The following is a 19,884-nucleotide window of genomic DNA, read 5'->3' as shown; positions in this document are numbered from 1 at the left end:
ATGAGGTGCCGCTCAATTCGGCGGGCAAGTTGGATCGGAAGGCGTTGCCGGCACCCGACTTCGGCACGATGTCCGAGGAGGACTACACCGGGCCCGAGGGCGACGACGAGACCGCCGTCGCGCGGGTGTTCGCCGACGTCCTCGGCCTCGACCGGGTCAGCGTGACGACCTCGTTCTTCGACCTGGGCGGCAACTCGCTGTCGGCGATGCGGCTCGCGGCGCGCACCGGTGAGGTACTGGGCGCCACGGTATCGGTGCGCGACCTGTTCGACGCGCCGACGGTGCGGGAACTGGTCACCGCTGTCGCCGGTGCCGGCGAAGCGCTCGCCCCGATCACCCAGGCCGATCCGCGGCCGGACCACATCCCGGTGTCGTTCGCGCAGCAGCGCATGTGGTTCATGAATCAGTTCGATCCGGACGCCCCGACCTACAACATCCAGGCCGGCGCCAAGCTGACCGGCGACCTGGATACCGATGCGCTCCGGCAGGCCGTGCTCGACGTCGTCGAACGGCACGAGGTCCTGCGGACCACGTTCCCGGGCGTCGACGGCGACCCCACGCAGGTGATCCACGACCTCGAGTGGGCCGCCGAACACCTCGATTGGGCGATCGTCGACTCCGAGGCCGGTCTCATGGAGGCTGCTACCCGCGGGTTCGTCGTGGCCGAGCAGAGTGCCTTCCGGGTCCGGCTGCTGCGGTCGCAGCAAGGGGAGTGGATCTTCCTGGCGGTCCTGCACCACATCGTCAGCGACGGCGAATCGATGGGGCCGCTGCTCACCGACATCGTCACCGCGTACGCGGCACGGGCGCAGGGCCACACGCCGGCCTTCGCGCCGCTGCCGGTGCAGTTCGCCGACTACGCGATCTGGCAGCACGAGGTGCTCGGCGACCCACAGGACCAGGACTCGGTGGTCGGCCGTCAGCTCGAATACTGGGAGGACCAGCTGATGGGCCTGCCCGACGTACTCGAACTGCCCGCGGACCGACCGCGGCCCGTCACCGCATCGGCCAAGGGCGCGTCGATCGACTTCACTGTGCCGCGTGCACTGGGCGAACGGATCGAACAACTGGCCGCCGAGTACGGACTGACGTCGTTCATGGTGGTGCACGCCGCGCTGGCGGTGCTGCTGTCACGGCTCACCGCCGCCGACGACATCGCGATCGCCACTCCGATCGCGGGCCGCGGCGACCGCGTGCTCGACCCGATGGTCGGCATGTTCGTCAACACGCTGGTACTGCGCAGTGAACTCGAACCGATGATGGCGTTCTCCGAACTCCTCGAAGAGGTCCGCGAGACCGACCTCGACGCGTTCGCCAACGCCGACGTGCCGTTCGAGGCCGTCGTCGACGCCGTCGGGGCGGTGCGCTCGCAGGCATTCGCACCGCTCGCCCAGGTCATGCTGAGTGTCGACCACAATCCGGCGGCCGGTGCGGGCGCACAGCAACCGGTGGATGTGGGATCGCTCACCGTCGAGCAGATCGAGCCGCCGGCGGCGTTCGCGCAGCGGGATCTGTCGATCACCGTGCGGACCGTGGCGGGCCGGGACTGGCCGGCCGGCATGGTCTACGCGACCGATCTGTTCGACGAGGCCACGATGGTGACGTTCGCGCAGCGGTTCCTGACTCTGCTCGACTCGCTCACCGATGATCCGGACGGTGCGATCGGCGCCGCACAGTTCCTCGTGGCGCAGGAGCACACCAGCCTCGTCGACTGGTCCAGCGGGCAGTCGACCGCACCCGTTCCGGGCGACGGAGGCGGTGTGTCGGGTGTCGCCCATTCGGGGGATAGGGCTAACGGCAATGACGGGGTGAGCGATAATTGACCGGGCGTTCTGGCGCCCCGCACCATCCGACGCGGCATAAGGGGCATCAGATTCGTGGCTGAGTTCATCCTGACCAGCGCTGATCCATATCGTGGGGAAGACACGGATCGTGGGGCGGATCCGGATCGTGTGGCGTTGGTGTTCGATGGCCGACGTGTCGGCCATCAGGAGTTCTCGGCACGTGTGGCGGTCCTGGCGCGGACGCTGATCTCGCGTGGTGTGGGCCCCGACACCGCCGTCGGCGTCTGCATCGACCGGTCGGTGGAGATGATGGTCGCCATCCACGCGATCGTCGCCGCCGGTGGCAACTATGTGCCGCTGGACACCGACTCGCCCGTCGACCGCACCCGCTACATGCTCGACATCGCCGGCGCCCGGTACGTGCTGATCGCCGCGGGAACCGCACCCGAGGCACTCGACGGCCTCGGTGACGGGATCGACGTCCTGGAGGTCGACGCGTCGGCCGATGTGGACCTGTCGGCGCCGCCGGTCACCGACGCCGAACGGCTGTCGCCGATCCTGCCTGGCACGGCCGCCTACACGCTGTTCACGTCCGGGTCGACGGGCCGCCCCAAGGGCGTGACGATCACTCACGAGGCCCTGGTCAACCGGCTCGGCTGGATGAGCGACTGGTACGGGCTCACCGGCGACGACGTCTTCCTGCAGAAGACCCCGACGACGTTCGACGTGTCGGTGTGGGAACTGTTCCTGCCCACGCTGCTCGGCGCCACGCTGGTCGTGGCCGAGGCCGACAGGCACGGCGACGCCCCCTACCTGACCGCGACGATCACCGCCGAACAGGTCACCGTCGTGCACTTCGTGCCGTCGATGCTGTCGGCGTTCGTCGACGTCATGGAGGACGAACTCCCGACGCTCGAATCGCTGCGGTTCGTGTTCACCTCCGGCGAGGCACTCACCACCAGTCCCGCCCAAGCGATGCTGTCGGCGTTGCCTGCACTGCGACTGGTCAACCTGTACGGGCCCACCGAGGCAGCCGTCGACGTCACCGCCTACGAGGTGCAGCGCGGCGACGTCGCCATCCCGATCGGCCGTCCCGTCACCAACACCACCACCGTCATCCTCGACCGGCTGATGCAGATGGTGCCGCCAGGGGTGCCCGGGGACCTGTACCTCGGCGGCATTCAGCTCGCCCGCGGATACGCCGGCCGCACCGACCTTACCGCCGACCGGTTCGTCGCCGATCCGTTCGGCGCGCCGGGATCACGCCTGTACCGCACCGGCGACCTGGCCCGCTGGAACACCAGCGGCAACATCGAATACCTGGGCCGCAGCGACTTCCAAGTGAAGCTGCGCGGTCAGCGCCTCGAACTCGGCGAGGTCGAGGCCGTGCTTGCGTCGGTGCCAGGGGTGGTGACCGCCGCCGCGGCCGTCGCCAAGGTGGCCGGCGGTGATCATCTGGTGGCGTACCTGTCGCCGGCCGACGTCGATCTCGACGTGGCCAAGGACACAGTGGCCCGGGTGCTGCCCGAATACATGCGGCCCACGGTGTGGATGCCGATCCCCAAGATGCCGCTCAACAAGTCCGGCAAGGTGAACCGGCGCCGACTGCCCGCGCCGCAACTGGCCAAACGCGACTACGTCGCACCCGAAACCGACACCGAACGCCAGATCGCCGAGATCTACGCCGGGCTGCTCGGCACCGACGAGGTGTCGGTCACCGAATCGTTCTTCGACCTCGGCGGCAACTCGCTCGCCGCCACCAAACTGGCCGCCCGGGCGGGTCGCGCACTCGGCGTCGACGTATCCGTCAAGGATGTCTTCGAAGCGCCTTCGGTACGTGAGCTCATCGCGTTCGTCTCCGGCAACACCGAGGCGCTTGCCCCGATCGTCGCCGCCGACTCACGGCCCGAACACATTCCGCTCTCTTTCGCACAGCAGCGGATGTGGTTCATCAACCGGTTCGACCGCTCGAACGCGACCTACAACATTCCCACCGTCCTGCGCGTGACCGGCGATCTCGACCTCGACGCGCTGCGGGAGGCCGTCGTCGACGTGGTGGCCCGGCACGAGGTCCTCCGTACGACGTTCCCCGCACACGACGGCGTTCCGTATCAGCGCATCAGCCGTGTCTCGACGATCGGCGCGAAACTCGACTGGGACATCGTTGACGACCTCGCCGAACTCGAGTCGGCAGTCGCCGAAGGCTTCGACGTGACCCGGCAGTGGTCGTTGCGTGTGCGCATCCTGGAGACCTCGGTCAATGACCATATTCTGGCCGTCGTTGTGCACCATATCGCCGTCGACGGCGAGTCATTGCTGCCGCTGCTGGTGGACCTGACCACTGCCTACGCCGCCCGGGTCGCCGGTAGCGAACCCGAATTCGAGCCGCTGGCAATACAATTCGCGGACTTCGCGATCTGGCAGCATGAGGTGCTCGGCACTCCCGAGGAGCCGGACTCGGTCATCGGCAGGCAGGTCGACTACTGGCGCAAACAACTCGCCGGCGTACCCGATGTGCTGGAACTGCCGGCGGACCGGCCGCGGCCCCCGCAGGCATCGCATCGCGGCGCGGCGATCGACGTGGACCTGCCCGACGGTCTCGGCGCCCGCGTCGAATCCCTGGCCGCGCAGTCCGGGGCGACACCGTTCATGGTGCTGCACGCCGCACTCGCCGCGCTCTTGTCGCGGCTGAGCGCGACCTCCGATATCACCGTGTCCACGCCCACGTCCGGCCGCGGTCAGGATGTCCTCGACCCGCTGATCGGCATGTTCGTCAACTCGCTGGTGCTGCGGGCGCAGGTCGATCCGGCGATGCCGTTCGGTGGGCTGCTCGAACAGGTCCGCGCCACCGACCTCGATGCCTTCGCGCACGCCGACATACCGTTCGAATCCGTTGTCGAGGCCGTGGATCCGGTTCGCTCCGAAGCCTTTTCGCCTCTGGCGCAGGTGGTCCTGTCGTTCGATCCCGGGGCCTCGGCCGAGACCGCCGACGTCGAGATCTCCGGGGTCGCGTTCGCGCGCGTCCCCGCGCCGGTGGTGCCCGCACACTCGGATCTGTCGGTCGTGGTCCACTCCGGTGCCGGCGGCGCGGCGTGGTCGCTGACGCTGGTGTACGCCACCGACCTGTTCGACGAGGCGACGGCCCGCGTGCTCGGTGAGCAGTTCGTGCGCGTTCTCGACGGCGTGACCGCCGATCCCGCGATCGCCGTGGGCGACGTCGCCGTGCTCGACGCCGCCGGCGAGCGTGAAATCGTGGCCGCCTCGGCCGGTCCCACACTCGACGTCCGTTTCGCGACCGTCGCCGACATGGTGGCGGCGCAGGTACAGACGCGCGCCGGCGAGACCGCGTTGGTGTTCGGTGACCGCTCGGTGTCCTATGCCGAATTCGGTGCACGGGTGAATGTCCTTGCACGTGAACTGATCTCGCAGGGTGTCGGTCCCGAGACCGCGGTCGGCGTGGTCATCGACCGCTCCGTGGAGATGTTCGTGGCCATCCACGCCGTCATCGCGGCCGGCGGCCAGTACGTGCCCATCGACACCGACACACCGGCCGACCGCATACGCTCCATGACGCAGACCGCGGGGGTCGGCCTGATCCTCGTCGCCGGCGATACCGCACCGGTGGCTGTGCCGGACGGTATCCCGACCCGCGTCGTCGACTGCTCGGGCACAGCCGACCTGACCGCGCCGCCGGTCGCCGACACCGAGCGCCGGGCGCCGTTGCGTCCGGAGTCCGCGCTCTACACGCTGTTCACCTCGGGGTCGACCGGTACGCCGAAGGGCGTGACCCTCCCACACGCGGCACTGGTGAACCTGCTCGGCTGGTTCGACGCCGACGGGCCCGGAACCGGACAGGTGGTGCTTGCCAAGACGCCCTACACGTTCGACGCCTCAGGTCTGGAGATCCTGGTTCCGCTGACCCGCGGGTCGGCTGTGGTGATCGCCGAACCCGGCGGCCACCGCGACCTGGCGTATCTGCTGGAATTGATCGAGACCCAGGGTGTGACGGACGTGCATTTCGTGCCGTCGATGCTGGCGGTGTTCATCGAATCGCTGGAGGCCCGGCCGCGGCGGCTGCCCGCGTTACGGCGCATCTGGGCCGGCGGCGAGGCGTTGCCCGCCGCCGCCGTCTCCACTGTGTACCGACTGCTGCCCGACGTCGTGCTGGTCAACAAATACGGGCCCACCGAGGCCGCGATCGACGCCAGCAACCGTCTGGTCGAACCCGACGATGTGGTTGTGCCGCTGGGTGTTCCGGGTGCCGGTGTCACGATGATGGTGCTCGACTCCCGACTGCGTCCGACCCCGCCCGGTGTTCGGGGTGAACTGTATCTCGGTGGCGTGCAGGTGGCCCGGGGGTACGCGTCGGCGCCACGGCTGACGGCCGAGCGTTTCGTCGCCGACCCTCGCACCCCGGGCGGTCGGCTGTACCGCACCGGCGATCTGGCCAGATGGAACTTCAACGGCGAGGTGGAGTACCTGGGCCGCACAGACTTTCAGGTCAAGCTGCGCGGCCAGCGGCTCGAACTGGGCGAGATCGAAGCCGTGCTCGCGGCGGCGCCGGGCGTGGTGCACGCCGCGGCCACCGTCGCCACCTCGGACACCGGCGCCGAATCGCTGGTGGGATACCTGGCGCCGGCGGCCGTCGACCTCGACGCGGTGAAGGCCGCCGCCGCGGCAGCCTTGCCGGCATACATGGTGCCCACGGTGTGGGTGCTGCTGGAGACCGTGCCGTTCAACTCGTCGGGCAAACTCGACCGGCATGCCCTGCCCGCCCCGGACCTGCAGGTCGTGGCCACCGAATACGTTGCGCCCGAATCCGATACGGAACACGCACTCGCTGCCGTGTACGCCGATCTGCTCGGCCGCGACAGGGTCGGGGTCACCGAGTCGTTCTTCGATCTCGGCGGCAACTCGCTGGCGGCGATGCGGCTTGCCGCCCGGGCGAGCGAGGCGCTGGGTATGGAGGTGTCGGTGCGCGAGATCTTCGATGCGCCGACGATCCGCGGGCTCGCCCAGGCCGTCGCCGGCAACGACGCCGCGCTCGCGCCGATCGTCGCCGTCGACCCACGGCCCGCGCGGATCCCGCTGTCGTTCGCGCAGCAGCGCATGTGGTTCCTCAACCAGATGAACACCGGCTCGGCGGCCTACAACCAGCCGACCGTGCTCAAGCTGACCGGCGCCCTCGACATCGACGCCCTGCATGCCGCGCTCGTGGATGTGGTTGTGCGCCATGAGATCCTGCGCACGACCTTCCCCGCCGCCGACGGGGTGCCCTACCAGAAGATCGGCCGGGCATCGACGATCGGCGCCAAACTCGACTGGGATGTCGTCGACGACCCCGAGGAATTCGCCGAGGCCATCAGCGCCGGATTCGACGTGACCAAACAGTGGCCGATCCGCGCGCGGGTACTCGAACTCGGCTCGGCCGACGGGGCAGGCGAGTACGTGCTCGCCGTCGTCACCCACCACATCGCCTACGACGGTGAATCCCGAACACCGTTGATCACCGACATGGTGACCGCCTATAGCGCGCACACCGCAGATCGAGCCCCCGAATTCGCCCCGCTGGAAGTGCAATTCGCCGACTACGCGATCTGGCAGCACGAGGTGCTGGGTTCGCCGGACGACCCGGAGTCGGTGGTGGGCCGTCAGCTCGACTACTGGCGCGGTCAGCTCGCCGGCCTGCCCGATGTGGTCGACCTGCCCGCCGACCGGCCGCGTCCGGCGGTGGCCGGTGGCCGTGGCGCCGCACTCGATTTCGACATTCCCGCCGAGACCGGCCGGCGCATAGCCGACTACGCGGCACAGGCGGGGGCCACCCCGTTCATGGTGGTGCACAGCGCGCTGGCCGTGCTGCTGGCACGCCTGGCCGCCACCGACGATATCGCCATCGGCACCCCGGTCGCGGGCCGTGGACAACGTGTCCTCGATCCGCTGGTCGGCATGTTCGTCAACACCTTGATCCTGCGTACCCGCGTCGACGGGTCGCTGTCGTTCGCCGAATTCGTCGACCGCACCCGCACCACCGATCTCGACGCCGTCGCCAACGCCGACGTACCGTTCGAGACGATCGTGGACGCGGTGGGAGCCGTTCGCTCGCAGGCCTTCTCACCGCTGTCGCAGGTGTGGCTGAGTCTGAACCGATCCGTGCTGCCCGAGCTCGCAGATGCCGATGCGGCGACGGGTGAGATTGCGGGACTGAAGGTTTCGGCTGTCGGCACCGACGAACTACCGACCAAGGTGGATCTGCTGGTGGGCATCGGGCAGGCCGACGACGGACCGTGGTATTCGTCGATGGTCTACGCGACCGACCTGTTCGACGAGTCGACGGTGCGTATCTTCGCCGACCAGTTGCTCGCGATCCTCGACGCTGTTCTCGACAACCCGGCCATAGCCGTCGGAGACATCGAACTCGGTTCGGGCGCAAGCGGGCTGACCCGCCCACAGCCGCTGGTGAACGCGGTTGCTCCGGTGGCGCGGCAGATCGTCGACGCCGAGTACGTGCTCACCGGTGGTCAGGGTGTCGACCCGCTGCCGCTCGGTGACCTGTTCGCCCGGGCCGCGCAGACGTGGGGTCCGCGGCAGGCGGTGATCGACGCCACCGGCGCCTGGCTCACCTACACCCAGCTCGACGAACAGTCGAACCGGTTGGCGCGCTGGCTGATCGGCCGCGGGGTCGGCGCCGAGGACCTTGTCGCCATCTCGATGCGCCGCTCGGTGCGGCTGCTGGTCACCATCGCCGCCGTCGCCAAGGCGGGCGCCGGGTATGTGCCCGTCGACCCCGACTACCCGGCCGACCGGCGCGCGGCGTTCATCGCCGATTCGGCTGCCGCATTGTGCCTGACGGTGTCCGCGGACGCCGACACGGCCGGTACGGGCATCGACTCCGTACTGCTCGATGATCCGGCGATCGAGGCGCAGGTCGCCGCGTTCGATGAGAGCCTTGTCACCGACACCGACCGGTTGCGTCCGGTCCGGCCTGACAACCTCGCCTACATCATCTTCACGTCCGGGTCGACCGGTCGCCCCAAGGGCGTGGCCGTGACCCATTGGGGCCTGGCCAATCTGGGCCGCGAATTGGTCGACCGGGCCAGTGCCGACGAGTACTCTCGGGTCCTCGGCTTCGCCTCCCCGAGTTTCGACGCGTCGGTGCTCGAGTACATGATGGCGCTCACCGCCGGTGGTGTGCTCGTCTACCGTCCGGTCGACGCCGTGGGTGCGGAAGTGTTGCAGGACTTCATGTCCCGTCAGGCCGTCTCGCACCTGTTCCTGACCCCGACCGTGCTGGCCACGCTCGATCCGGCGACGCTGCCGGCACTGCGGATGGTGTACGTCGGTGGCGAGGCCGTGCCGCAGTCACTCAAGGACTCGTGGGCACCGTTCCGCAGGTTCCAGAACCTGTACGGACCCACCGAAACCACTGTCGCCGTGACCATTTCGAAGCCGATACCCGTCGGTGCGCCGGTGGTGCTGGGCGACGCGTTCACCGGCACCGGACTGATGGTGCTCGACTCCCGGCTGCGCCCGGCCCCCGTGGGTGCGGTCGGTGACCTGTACATCACCGGTTACGGGATGGCGCGCGGCTACCTGCGCCGCCCGGCGCTCACGGTCGGTGCCTTCGTGGCCAACCCGCACGGCAATCCCGGTGACCTGATGTACAAGACCGGCGACCTGGTGCGCCTGCGCCGCAATACTGACGGCACACCGGAATTGGAGTACGCCGGTCGCTCGGACGACCAGGTGAAGCTGCGCGGCCTGCGCATCGAACTCGGCGAGATCGAGTCGGTGCTCACCGCGCACCCGTCGGTGCACTCTGCGGTGGTGATCGGTGTCGGCGGGTCGGTCGCGACGGCGCTGGCCGCGTACGTCGTCGCCGACAAGGGTGTCGAGATCGATGTTGATGAATTGAAGTCCTTTGCCGGAGAACGGCTTCCGGACTACATGATCCCGGCCTCGATCATGGTCCTCGACGAGTTCCCGCTCACCCCGATCGGCAAACTCGACAAACGCGCACTGCCCGAACCGGTCATCGAGGTAGGGGAGTACGTCGCCCCACAGACGCCACAGGAACAGGCCGTCGCCGAGGTCTTCGCCGACATCCTCGGTGTCGGCGCCGACGAGGTGTCGGTGACCACGTCGTTCTTCGATTCCGGTGGAAACTCGTTGTCGGCCACCAGGGTTGCCGCCCGCGCGGCGGCCGCGCTGGGTGTCGAGGTGACCCTGCGGGACGTGTTCGAGGCGCCGAGCGTGCGCGAACTCGTCGCCGCCGTCGCCGGACACTCGGCGGCGCTGGTACCGGTGTCGGCGGCCGATCCGCGCCCGGACCGGATCCCGCTGTCGTTCGCACAGCAGCGGATGTGGTTCATCAACCAGTTCGATCCGAGTCTGCCCACCTACAACGTGCCCGCGATCCTGCGCCTGACCGGTGCCCTTGACGTTGACGCCCTGCGGCAGGCCGTCGTCGACACAGTGGCGCGACACGAGGTCCTGCGCACCTCGTTCCCCGACAGCCAAGACGGGCGACCGGGCGACGGACCCCGGCAGCTGATCGGCGATATCGCCGAATTCGACGATCGCGGCATCTGGCGGATCGCAGCTTCCGAGGCAGAGCTGATGGCCTCGGCAGCAACCGGATTCGATGTCGCAGTCGACTGGCCGCTGCGGGCGATGCTGTGGCCGACCACGGACGGCGCCGAGCCTGAGTATCTGTTCGCGGTGGTCACCCACCACATCGCCGTCGACGGCGAATCTTTGCTCCCGCTGGTCTCCGACGTCGTCACCGCCTATCGGGCACGTACCGCGGGTGCGGTGCCGCAGTGGTCGCCGCTGCCGGTCCAGTTCGCCGACTTCGCGATCTGGCAGCACGACGTGCTCGGGTCGGCCGACGACCCGCAGTCGGTGGTCGGTCGCCAATTGGATTACTGGCGTGAACAATTGGCCGACGCTCCCGACGTCCTGGAACTGCCCGCGGACCGGCGCCGGCCCGCGGTGGCCTCCCATGTGGGTGCGCGCACGTCACTGACCATCCCGGCCGAGGTGGGGGAGCGGATCACCGCCGTGGCCGCCGAACGCGGCATCACCCCGTTCATGGTGGTGCACGCCGCGCTGGCGGTGCTGCTGGCCCGGCTCAGCGACACCGATGACATCGCCGTCGGCTCCCCCATCGCGGGCCGCGGTGACGAAGCCCTCGACCCGCTCGTCGGCATGTTCGTCAACTCGCTGGTGCTGCGCACCCGCATCGTCAGTGGTGAGACGTTCGACGCGCTGCTCGAACGGGTTCGCACCACCGACCTCGAAGCGTTCGCCAACTCCGACGTGCCCTTCGAGACCGTCGTCGACGCGCTCGACCCGGTGCGGTCGGAGGCATTCGCACCGCTAGCGCAGATCGCGTTGTCGTTCAACCCCGGTGCGTCCGTCGACGGCGCCGATGTGACCGTCGATGACCTGCGGGTTGCCCCCATCGCAGCACCGCTGGTACCCGCACATCAGGACATGACCGTCGTCGTCACCTCGGGCCCGGCGGGTGAGCCATGGTCGGCGATGGCCACCTACGCCACCGACCTGTTCGACGAGCCCACGGTGTCCTCGATGCTCGGTCGGCTGATCCGGCTGCTCGATGCCGTCACCGACGATCCCGGGCGGGCGGTCGGCGACGTCGATCTGCTCGGCGACGGAGAGCGCGAACAGGTGCTTGCCGACTCGGCCGGTCCCCCTGCGGACACCGCGGCGGGCACCGTCGCCGCGGCGCTTGCATCGGCGCTGACCGCCACTGCGCCCGGACGGACGGCCGTAGTGTTCGGCGACCGGACGGTGACTTACGGTGAGTTCGCCGCATACGTGAATACAACTGCCCGGCAACTTATCTCGGCCGGGGTCGGACCGGATACCGCGGTCGGTCTGAGCTTCGGGCGGGGAGTGGAGATGGCGGTGGCCATCCATGCGGTGCTCGTTGCCGGCGGCCAGTTCGTCCCGGTTGCACCCGACGCGCCGGAAGATCGCGCCGCGTACATCTGTGATACCGCGGCGGTGTCGCTGATGCTCTCCGACGACGTCGACCGAAAGCGGATTCCGGGGATCGAGACCCTCGTCATCGACTGCACGCAACCGGCCGGAACCGGTGCGGACATCCGGCAGATCGCGGACTCCGAGCGGCTCGGCAGGCTCACACCCGAGAACGCCGCATACACCTTGTTCACCTCGGGTTCGACGGGTCGCCCCAAGGGCGTGACCGTCTCCCAGCGGGCATTGCTCGCGCAGGTCAACGCCGATCGTGACCACTACGGTCTTACCGCCGACGACGTGTTCGTGCAGCTGCTCGAGTACACCTTCGACCCGGCTGTGCTGGAGTTCACGCGCCCGGCGCTGCTCGGCGCGCCACTGATCATGCTCGCACCGGGCACCAACCGTGACCCGCAGGCGATCGCCGACATCATCGCGACGCACCGGGTGACCGCGGCGATGATCGTCCCGGTGATGCTGGCGGCGATGATCGAGACCCTCGGCAGTCACACCGAGTGGTCGGCGACACTGGCGAAGGTGTCGACCGGTGGCGAGGCGGTACCGCCCGCTGTGGCCGCCGCCGTGGCGTCCGCGTGGCCGTCGGCCGGGCTGCACAATCAGTACGGGCCCACCGAGACCACCATCTACTCGACGATCCACGACTACGACCCGGCAACCGGCCGGATCGCCATCGGCAAACCCGTCGCCGGTATCCGGGCCTACGTTCTCGACGACCGGCTCGGGCTGGTGCCCGACGGTGTCGCGGGTGAACTGTATCTCGGCGGCGATCAGGTGGCGCGTGGTTACAGCTCGCAGACCGTGACCACCGCCGCACGTTTCGTCGCCGATCCGTTCGGCCCCGCCGGTTCGCGGCTGTACCGCACCGGCGACACCGTCCGGTGGTCCGGTGGAGTGCTCGAATACTTGGGCCGCAAGGACTTCCAGATCAAACTGCGCGGCCAGCGGATCGAACTCGGTGAGATCGAGACGGTCCTGGTGAGTGCCCCGGGCGTGCGGTACGCGGCGGCCGCCGTCGCATCGACGGAGGCCGGTGCCCAGCACCTGGTGGCCTACGTGTCCGGCTCGTCACTCGATATGGAAGCCGTCAAGACCGTTGCGTCGGAAAAGCTTGCGGCATTCATGGTGCCGACCGTATGGAATGAGCTCGCCGAGATTCCGCTGAACAGTTCCGGCAAGGTCGACCGGAATGCGTTGCCCGCACCCGACTTCGGTGCGGCCTCGGCGTATGTCGCGCCGCTCGGGGCGGTCGAAGAGCTGCTGGCCTCGGTGATCGCCGGGCTGTTGCATGTCGAACGCGTGTCGGTCACCGAGTCGTTCTTCGCGCTCGGCGGCGACTCGATCATGTCGATCCAGTTGGCCTCGGCGATGCGGGCGTCGGGTTTTGCGCTGTCGCCGCGGGAGATATTCGTGCACCGTACGGTTCGCGCCATCGCACGGGCGATAACCGACGAGAGCGCACAGCTGCCACCGCTGGCCGAACCGGATGGCGGCGGTGCCGGCCGTATTCCACTGCCGCCGACCGTATCGATGATGGTCGAGCAGTCATCGGCGCCGGAGGATTTCGCCGACTTCAACCAGTCGGCCGTCCTCACCGCACCCGATGGGCTGAGCGTCGAAGCACTCGCCGAAGTGCTCGGAGTGGTCGTCGATCACCACCCGATGCTCACCGCCCGGCTCGAACTCACGCCCTCGGTCAGGTATGAGCTGACCGCGGGCACCGGATTCGACGCTGTAGCCGCGGTGTCCGCGCTGACCTCCGAATTCGCCGTGGACACAGAGGGTTTCGATGCGGACCTGGTCCGTGCTCACGCCGCGGCCGCCGCACAACTCGATCCGGCCGTCGGTGGGCTGGTCCGCGCGGCGCTCGTCACGGACCCCGCCGGAGCCGGCCGCGTCGTGGTGGTGATCCACCACCTCGGTGTGGACGCGGTGTCCTGGCAGGCGATCATCGAGGACCTGATCGTGGCCTGGGCCCAGCGCAGCGCGGGGCACCCCTACCATCTGCGGGCCGTCGGCACCTCCGAGCGGGCCTGGATGAGCGTGCTCGGTGCCCGCATGACGATCCGCACCGATGGTGCCGCGGAGGCGTACTGGCTCGCCCGGCTGCCCGAACACACCCGGTTCCCCGCGATCGATCGCGATCGGGACCGGGAGAACACCGCGATTTCCTTTGTGCACCATATTGATCCGGAGCTGACCGAATCGCTGGTCACCGCGGTGCCCGAAGCGTTCGGCGGTCACGTGAACGACGCACTCCTCGGTGCCCTCGCCCGTGCTGTCCGCTCGTGGCAGACCGACCGGACCGGTGGGTCCGACGATGCTCTCACCGTCCTCGTCGAGGGCCACGGCAGGTACGAGGAGGTGCTGGCCACCGGACCCGGCGCGGTCCGCGCCGACCTGTCGCGATCTGTCGGCTGGTTCACCTCGATCGCCCCGATGCGTGTGGCGCCCGGCACCGACGTCGTGCATGCGGTCAAGTCGGCCAAGGAGGAACGCCTCGGACAGCCCGACTCGGGCGCCGGGTTCGGATTCCTGCGGTACGGGTTGTCCGGCGAAGTGGCCGATCGGCCCCTGCCGCCGATCATCTTCAACTATCTCGGCGCAGGCGGACGAACCGCGAAAGGTGCTGCCGCATCTGAGAAGCCGGATGAAGAGCCGCAACAGGACGCACCGTTGCCGTTCAGCAGGGCCGGCGCACCCGGCCTGTCGGCGCTGCCCGCCGGGCGGATGATCGTCGGCGCGCCGCTGAGCATCAACGCATCGGTCGACGGCCTGGGCCGGCTGAGTGCGACCGTGTCGTTCCCGGCCGCGTTGTTCACCGAGGACGAGGTCCGCGACCTCGCCGACCGGTGGACCTCCGAGTTGTCCGGGATCGTCAAGTTCGTCGCCGCTGGTAATGAACCCGGGCCGTCACCGTCCGACATTCCGGGCACCGACCTGACCCAGCACGACCTGGACGTGATCACCGGGCGGTTCCCCGGTGCCGCGATCTGGCCGCCCGCACCATTGCAGCAGGGGCTGTTCTTCCAGTCCGAACTCGCCGCCGGCACCGCCGGTGCGGTGGATGTGTATGTGGCACAGGCGGTTGTGGAACTCGCCGGCATCGACGCCGCCCGGCTGCGCGGCGCCGCGCAGGCGCTACTCACCCACCACAGGGTGTTGCGTTCGGGATTCGTGACCGCACCCAGCGGTGCGGTGGTCACGGTGGTACCCGAACACGTGGAGCTGCCGTGGACCGAGATCGACCTCGGCGACCTCGACGCCGACGAGGTACACGCCCGGGTAGAGGCGATCGCCGCCGAACAGCGGGTGCTGCCCTTCGACCTGTCCACACCGCCGCTACTGCGATTCGTCCTTGCCACGCACGGCAATTCGTCGACGCTCGTGGCCACCAACCACCATCTGATCCTCGACGGCTGGTCCGGTCCGCTGGTGATGGCCGACATTCTCGCGCTGTACGCGACGGGTGAGACCTACACCCGTACCGGAGCGGCCGGTCACGACTTCGGTGACTACCTGGACCTGATCTGGTCGCGCGAGAAGTCCGCCGGTGAGGCGGCGTGGCGGCAGGTGCTGGCACCGGTCGTCGGTCCGACGCTCGTCGCACCCGGCTACACCGCCTCGAAAGAAGTGCTGCCACAAGACATCAGAACGCAGTTGACGCCGGATCTGGTGGCCGGCCTGGAGGCCGCGGCGCGTGCGAGCGGTGCCACCCTCGCCACAGCGCTGCAGTTCGCGTGGGCGGTGTTCCTGTCGCGGCTCACCGGCGACCGGGTGGTCACCTTCGGTGAGACCGTGTCCGGCAGGCCCGCCGACCTGCCCGGCGTCGAATCGATGGTCGGCCTGTTCATCAACACGCTGCCCGTCGCGGTCGACGTGAACCCCGAGGCCACCATTGCCGATGCGCTGGCCGCGCTGCAGGCCGACAAGGTCGCGGTGCTCGACTACCAGCATCTGAGTCTGCCCGAGATCAGTGCTGCCGCCGGCGTGAGCGTCGGCTTCGACACTCTGGTGGTCCACGAGTCGTTCCCGGTGGACGCCGATTCGCTGACCTCGGCCGCACCGGCGGACACGGGTGAAACAGACTCTGCCGGTGACGGTTTGGCCATCACCTCCGCCGGGTTCAGTGACTCCACCCACTATCCGCTCAACATGGGTACCTCGCCGGCCGGCGACGCGCTCAAGATGCGCCTGCACTACCTGCCCACCGCGTTCACCGAAGATCAGGTGAGCGTGTTCATCTCGGCGCTCACCGAGATCGTCCGCGCAATCGCCGCCGACCCGGCCGCCTTGATCGCCGACATCCCGCTGGCCTCGGACGCCGGCACCGCCGCGATGCTCGAGTTCGCCGAGGGCGCCGGGCCGCAGCGCCCCGACGGCACCGTCGCCGACCTGCTCACCCGGCAGGTCACCGGCAATCCGGACGGCCGCGCGATCCTGTTCGGTGACCGCACGGTCACCTACGGCGAACTCGGTGCCCGGGTCAACACCCTCGCCAGGGAACTCGTCGCGCTGGGTGTCGGGCCCGAAACCGCAGTCGCCGTACGTATCCCGCGTGGAATCGAGATGGTCGTGGCCCTGCACGCGGTGACCGCCGCGGGTGGCCACTTCGTCCCCGTCGACGTCGGGGCGCCGTCGGATCGGGTGCGGTACGTCCTGGACACCGCGGGTGCGGACATCGTGCTCGTTGAACCCGGTTCGGCCTTCGCCGAGCCGGGCGTCCGGACCGTCACCGTCGACTGTTCAACCCCGATCGACGCCGCCACGCGTGAGGCTGCGCCGCTGACCGATGCCGACCGGCGTCGTCCGCTGCGTGCGGGCAACGCGGTGTACACGATCTTCACCTCCGGCTCCACCGGCCAACCCAAGGGCGTCACGGTGAGTCACGAGGAGTTCCTGACGCTGTTGGGTTCCGACGGGGCCGAGAACGGGTTCGACGAGTCCGACGTGTTCCTGCAGATGCTGGCCTACACCTTCGACCCGTTCGTGCTAGAACTGCTGCGGCCGGTGCTCGCCGGCGCCCCGCTGCTGCTGGTCGGGCAGGACGAGTACCGCGACCCGCAGGTCATCGCGCGTCTGGTCACCGAACACCGCGTCACCACCGCGTTCTTCGTCACCTCGATACTGTCTGTCATGCTCGATGAGTTCGTGGGCGACGCGAGTTGGGCGTCGACCTTGCGAGATGTGGGCATCGGCGGCGAGAGCGTGCCCCCCGCGCTCGCTGCGCAGGCCGTGCTCGCCTGGCCGCAGGTGCGTCTGCGTAACCAGTACGGGCCCACCGAGACCACGATCTACTCCACTCGCAAGGTCATCGATCCGCTGGCGCCGGCCGTCAATATCGGCGGCCCCGCCCGCGGCAACCGGACCTACGTGCTCGACGGCCGGCTGCGGCCGGTGCCGCTCGGGATGCCGGGCGAGCTGTATATCGGCGGGGAGCAGGTCGCCCGTGGGTACGCCTCCCGGTCCGGCCTCACCGCCGAACGCTTCATCCCGGATCCGTTCGCCGGAGCCGGCACGCGCATGTACCGCACCGGCGACCTCGTGCGCTGGACGTCGGCCGGCGATCTGGAGTTCCTGGGGCGCACCGACTTTCAGGTCAAGCTGCGGGGTCAGCGCCTCGAACTCGGCGAGGTCGAGGCGGCACTCGACGCGGCGCCCGGAGTTCTGCGTTCGGCTGCGGCGGTGGCCGTCGCCGACGGCGGTGCCCAGCATCTCGTCGGCTACGTCGCACCGGCCACCGTTGTGCTGGACGATGTGAAAGAGCATGTGGTTCAGTCGCTTCCGCCGTTCATGGTGCCGACCGTGTGGGTGACGCTCGACGAGCTGCCGCTGAACACCTCCGGCAAGCTCGACCGGAAGTCCCTGCCCGCACCCGATTTCGGTGCTCTCGACGAGTACGTGGCACCGGAAACCGACACCGAGACGGCCGTCGCCGCCGTGTTCGCAGACCTGCTCGGCCTCGAACGGGTGTCGGTGACCGGATCGTTCTTCGACCTCGGCGGCAACTCGCTGTCGGCAATGCGGCTGGCCGCGCGCGCCGGTGCCGTCCTCGGCGTCGACGTGTCGGTGCGCGACATCTTCGAAGCGCCGTCCGTGCGGGCGCTGATCGGTGCCGTGGCCGGGCACGCAGCTTCGGCGGCACCCATCACCGCGATCTCGCCACGGCCCGAACCGATTCCGCTGTCGTATGCGCAGCAGCGCATGTGGTTCATCAACCAGTTCGACACCACGGCGATCACCTACAACGTGCCCGCCGTGCTCCGGCTCGCCGGTGACCTCGACGTAGCCGCGCTCCGGGATGCCGTTGTCGACCTCATTGCGCGGCACGAGATCCTGCGTACCTCGTTCCCCGCCGTCGACGGTGTGCCGCGTCAGCTGATCGGTGCCGTCGACGAATTCGGCGACCGGGGAGTCTGGCGTCAGGTCGACTCCGAGGCCGAACTCTTCGCCGAGGCCGCAACAGGATTCGATGTATCGGCCGCATGGCCGATCCGGGTGCGGTTGTGCCGCACCGCAACCGGAGATCATCTGCTCGCGGTGATCACCCACCACATCGCCGCCGACGGCGAATCCCAGCTGCCGCTGGTGACCGACCTGGTGGCCGCGTACTCGGCCCGGACGGCAGGTGGCGCACCGGACTTCGCGCCGCTGGAGGTGCAGTACGCCGACTACGCCATCTGGCAGCGGCAGGTGCTCGGCGCACCCGACGACCCGTCGTCGCCGATGGCCCGGCAACTCGGCTACTGGCGTGAGCGGCTCGCCGGTCTGCCGGATGTGCTGGAACTGCCCTCGGACAGGCCGCGTCCGCCGGTCGCGTCGTATCGCGGGCAGCGGACCCGGTTCGGCATCCCGGCGGCCGTCGGGAAGCGAATCGACGCCGTCGCCCGCGAGTACAGCACCACACCGTTCATGGTCGTGCACGCCGCGCTGTCGGTGCTGCTGGCCCGACTCAGCGGCACCGCCGACATCGCCGTCGCCACGCCGGTGGCCGGCCGCGGGCAGCGCGTCCTCGATCCACTCGTCGGCATGTTCGTGAACACGCTGGTGCTGCGCACGCGCGTCGGCGGTGCGGCGCCGTTCGCCGAACTGCTCGAACAGGTGAAGGTCGTCGACGTCGACGCCTTCTCACATGCCGACATTCCGTTCGAGTCGGTGGTCGAGGCGGTCGATCCCGTTCGCTCCGAAGCATTCTCACCGCTCGCTCAGGTCATGTTGTCGTTCGATCCGGGGGCCTCGGCCGCCGACACGGACGTGGCCGTCGCGGGACTGTCCGTCGCCGTGGTGCCCGCGCCGGCGGTGCCCGCACAGCTCGATCTGTCGGTCATCGTGTCGTCGGCTCCGGCCGGCCAGGACTGGGCGGTGACCATCGTCTCGGCCACCGACCTGTTCGACGAATCCACGATCACCGGATTCGCCGACCGGTTGGTACGGATCCTCGACGGCCTGACGTCGGCACCTTCGATACCAGTCGGCGACGTGGCCTGGGTACCCGCCGAGGCCATCGACGACACCCTCGCGCGTTCGCGTGGCGACGTCGTTGCGCTGCCCGGGGAGTCCGTCATCGACCTCGTAGCCGCGCAGGCACAGCGGTCCCCGGCGAGGGCGGCGCTGTGGTTCGACGGGCGTGGTGTCTCATCCGCGGAGTTCTCGGCGCGGGTCAATACCCTTGCCCGGGAACTGATCTCCGAGGGTGTGGGCCCAAACGTGGCCGTCGGTGTGGCCATCGACCGGTCGGTCGAATTGCTGGTGGCGATCCACGCGGTCGTCGCGGCGGGCGGTCAGTACGTCCCGATCGCCACCGACGCTCCCGCCGATCGTGTCCGGTACATGCTGGACACGGCCGGCGTGGGGATCGTCTTGATCCCTGAGGAGCGGTCGCGCGGGGGCGAGGCCGGTGTGTCCTTCTTGATCCCTGAGGAGCAGTCTCGCGGGGGTGGGGCCGGTGTGTCCTTCTTGATCCCTGAGGAGCGGTCTCGCGGGGGTGCGGCGGGTGCGTCCTTCTTGATCCCTGAGGAGCAGTCGCGCGGGGGTGCGGCGGGTGCGTCCTTCTTGATCCCTGAGGAGCAGTCGCGCGGGG

At 69.0% G+C, this 19,884-nt stretch carries 2 protein-coding genes; both read left to right on the top strand.

What is annotated here, in order from left to right; translation table 11 throughout:
• Positions 1 to 1,823, top strand: a 1,823-nt coding sequence (locus Q0627_RS02130; protein ID WP_298807474.1) for a condensation domain-containing protein, incomplete at its 5' end; no start/stop codon positions are given.
• Between the two features lie 54 nt (positions 1,824 to 1,877).
• Positions 1,878 to 19,884 (top strand): non-ribosomal peptide synthetase (locus tag Q0627_RS02125; protein WP_298807472.1); only part of this gene is annotated, 18,007 nt, incomplete at its 3' end.

The sequence above is a fragment of the uncultured Gordonia sp. genome, assembly GCF_937858515.1.
Taxonomy (GTDB): Bacteria; Actinomycetota; Actinomycetes; order Mycobacteriales; family Mycobacteriaceae; genus Gordonia.
Note: the sequence above shows the minus strand (reverse complement) of the source record. Positions and strands in the feature narration are given on the sequence as shown.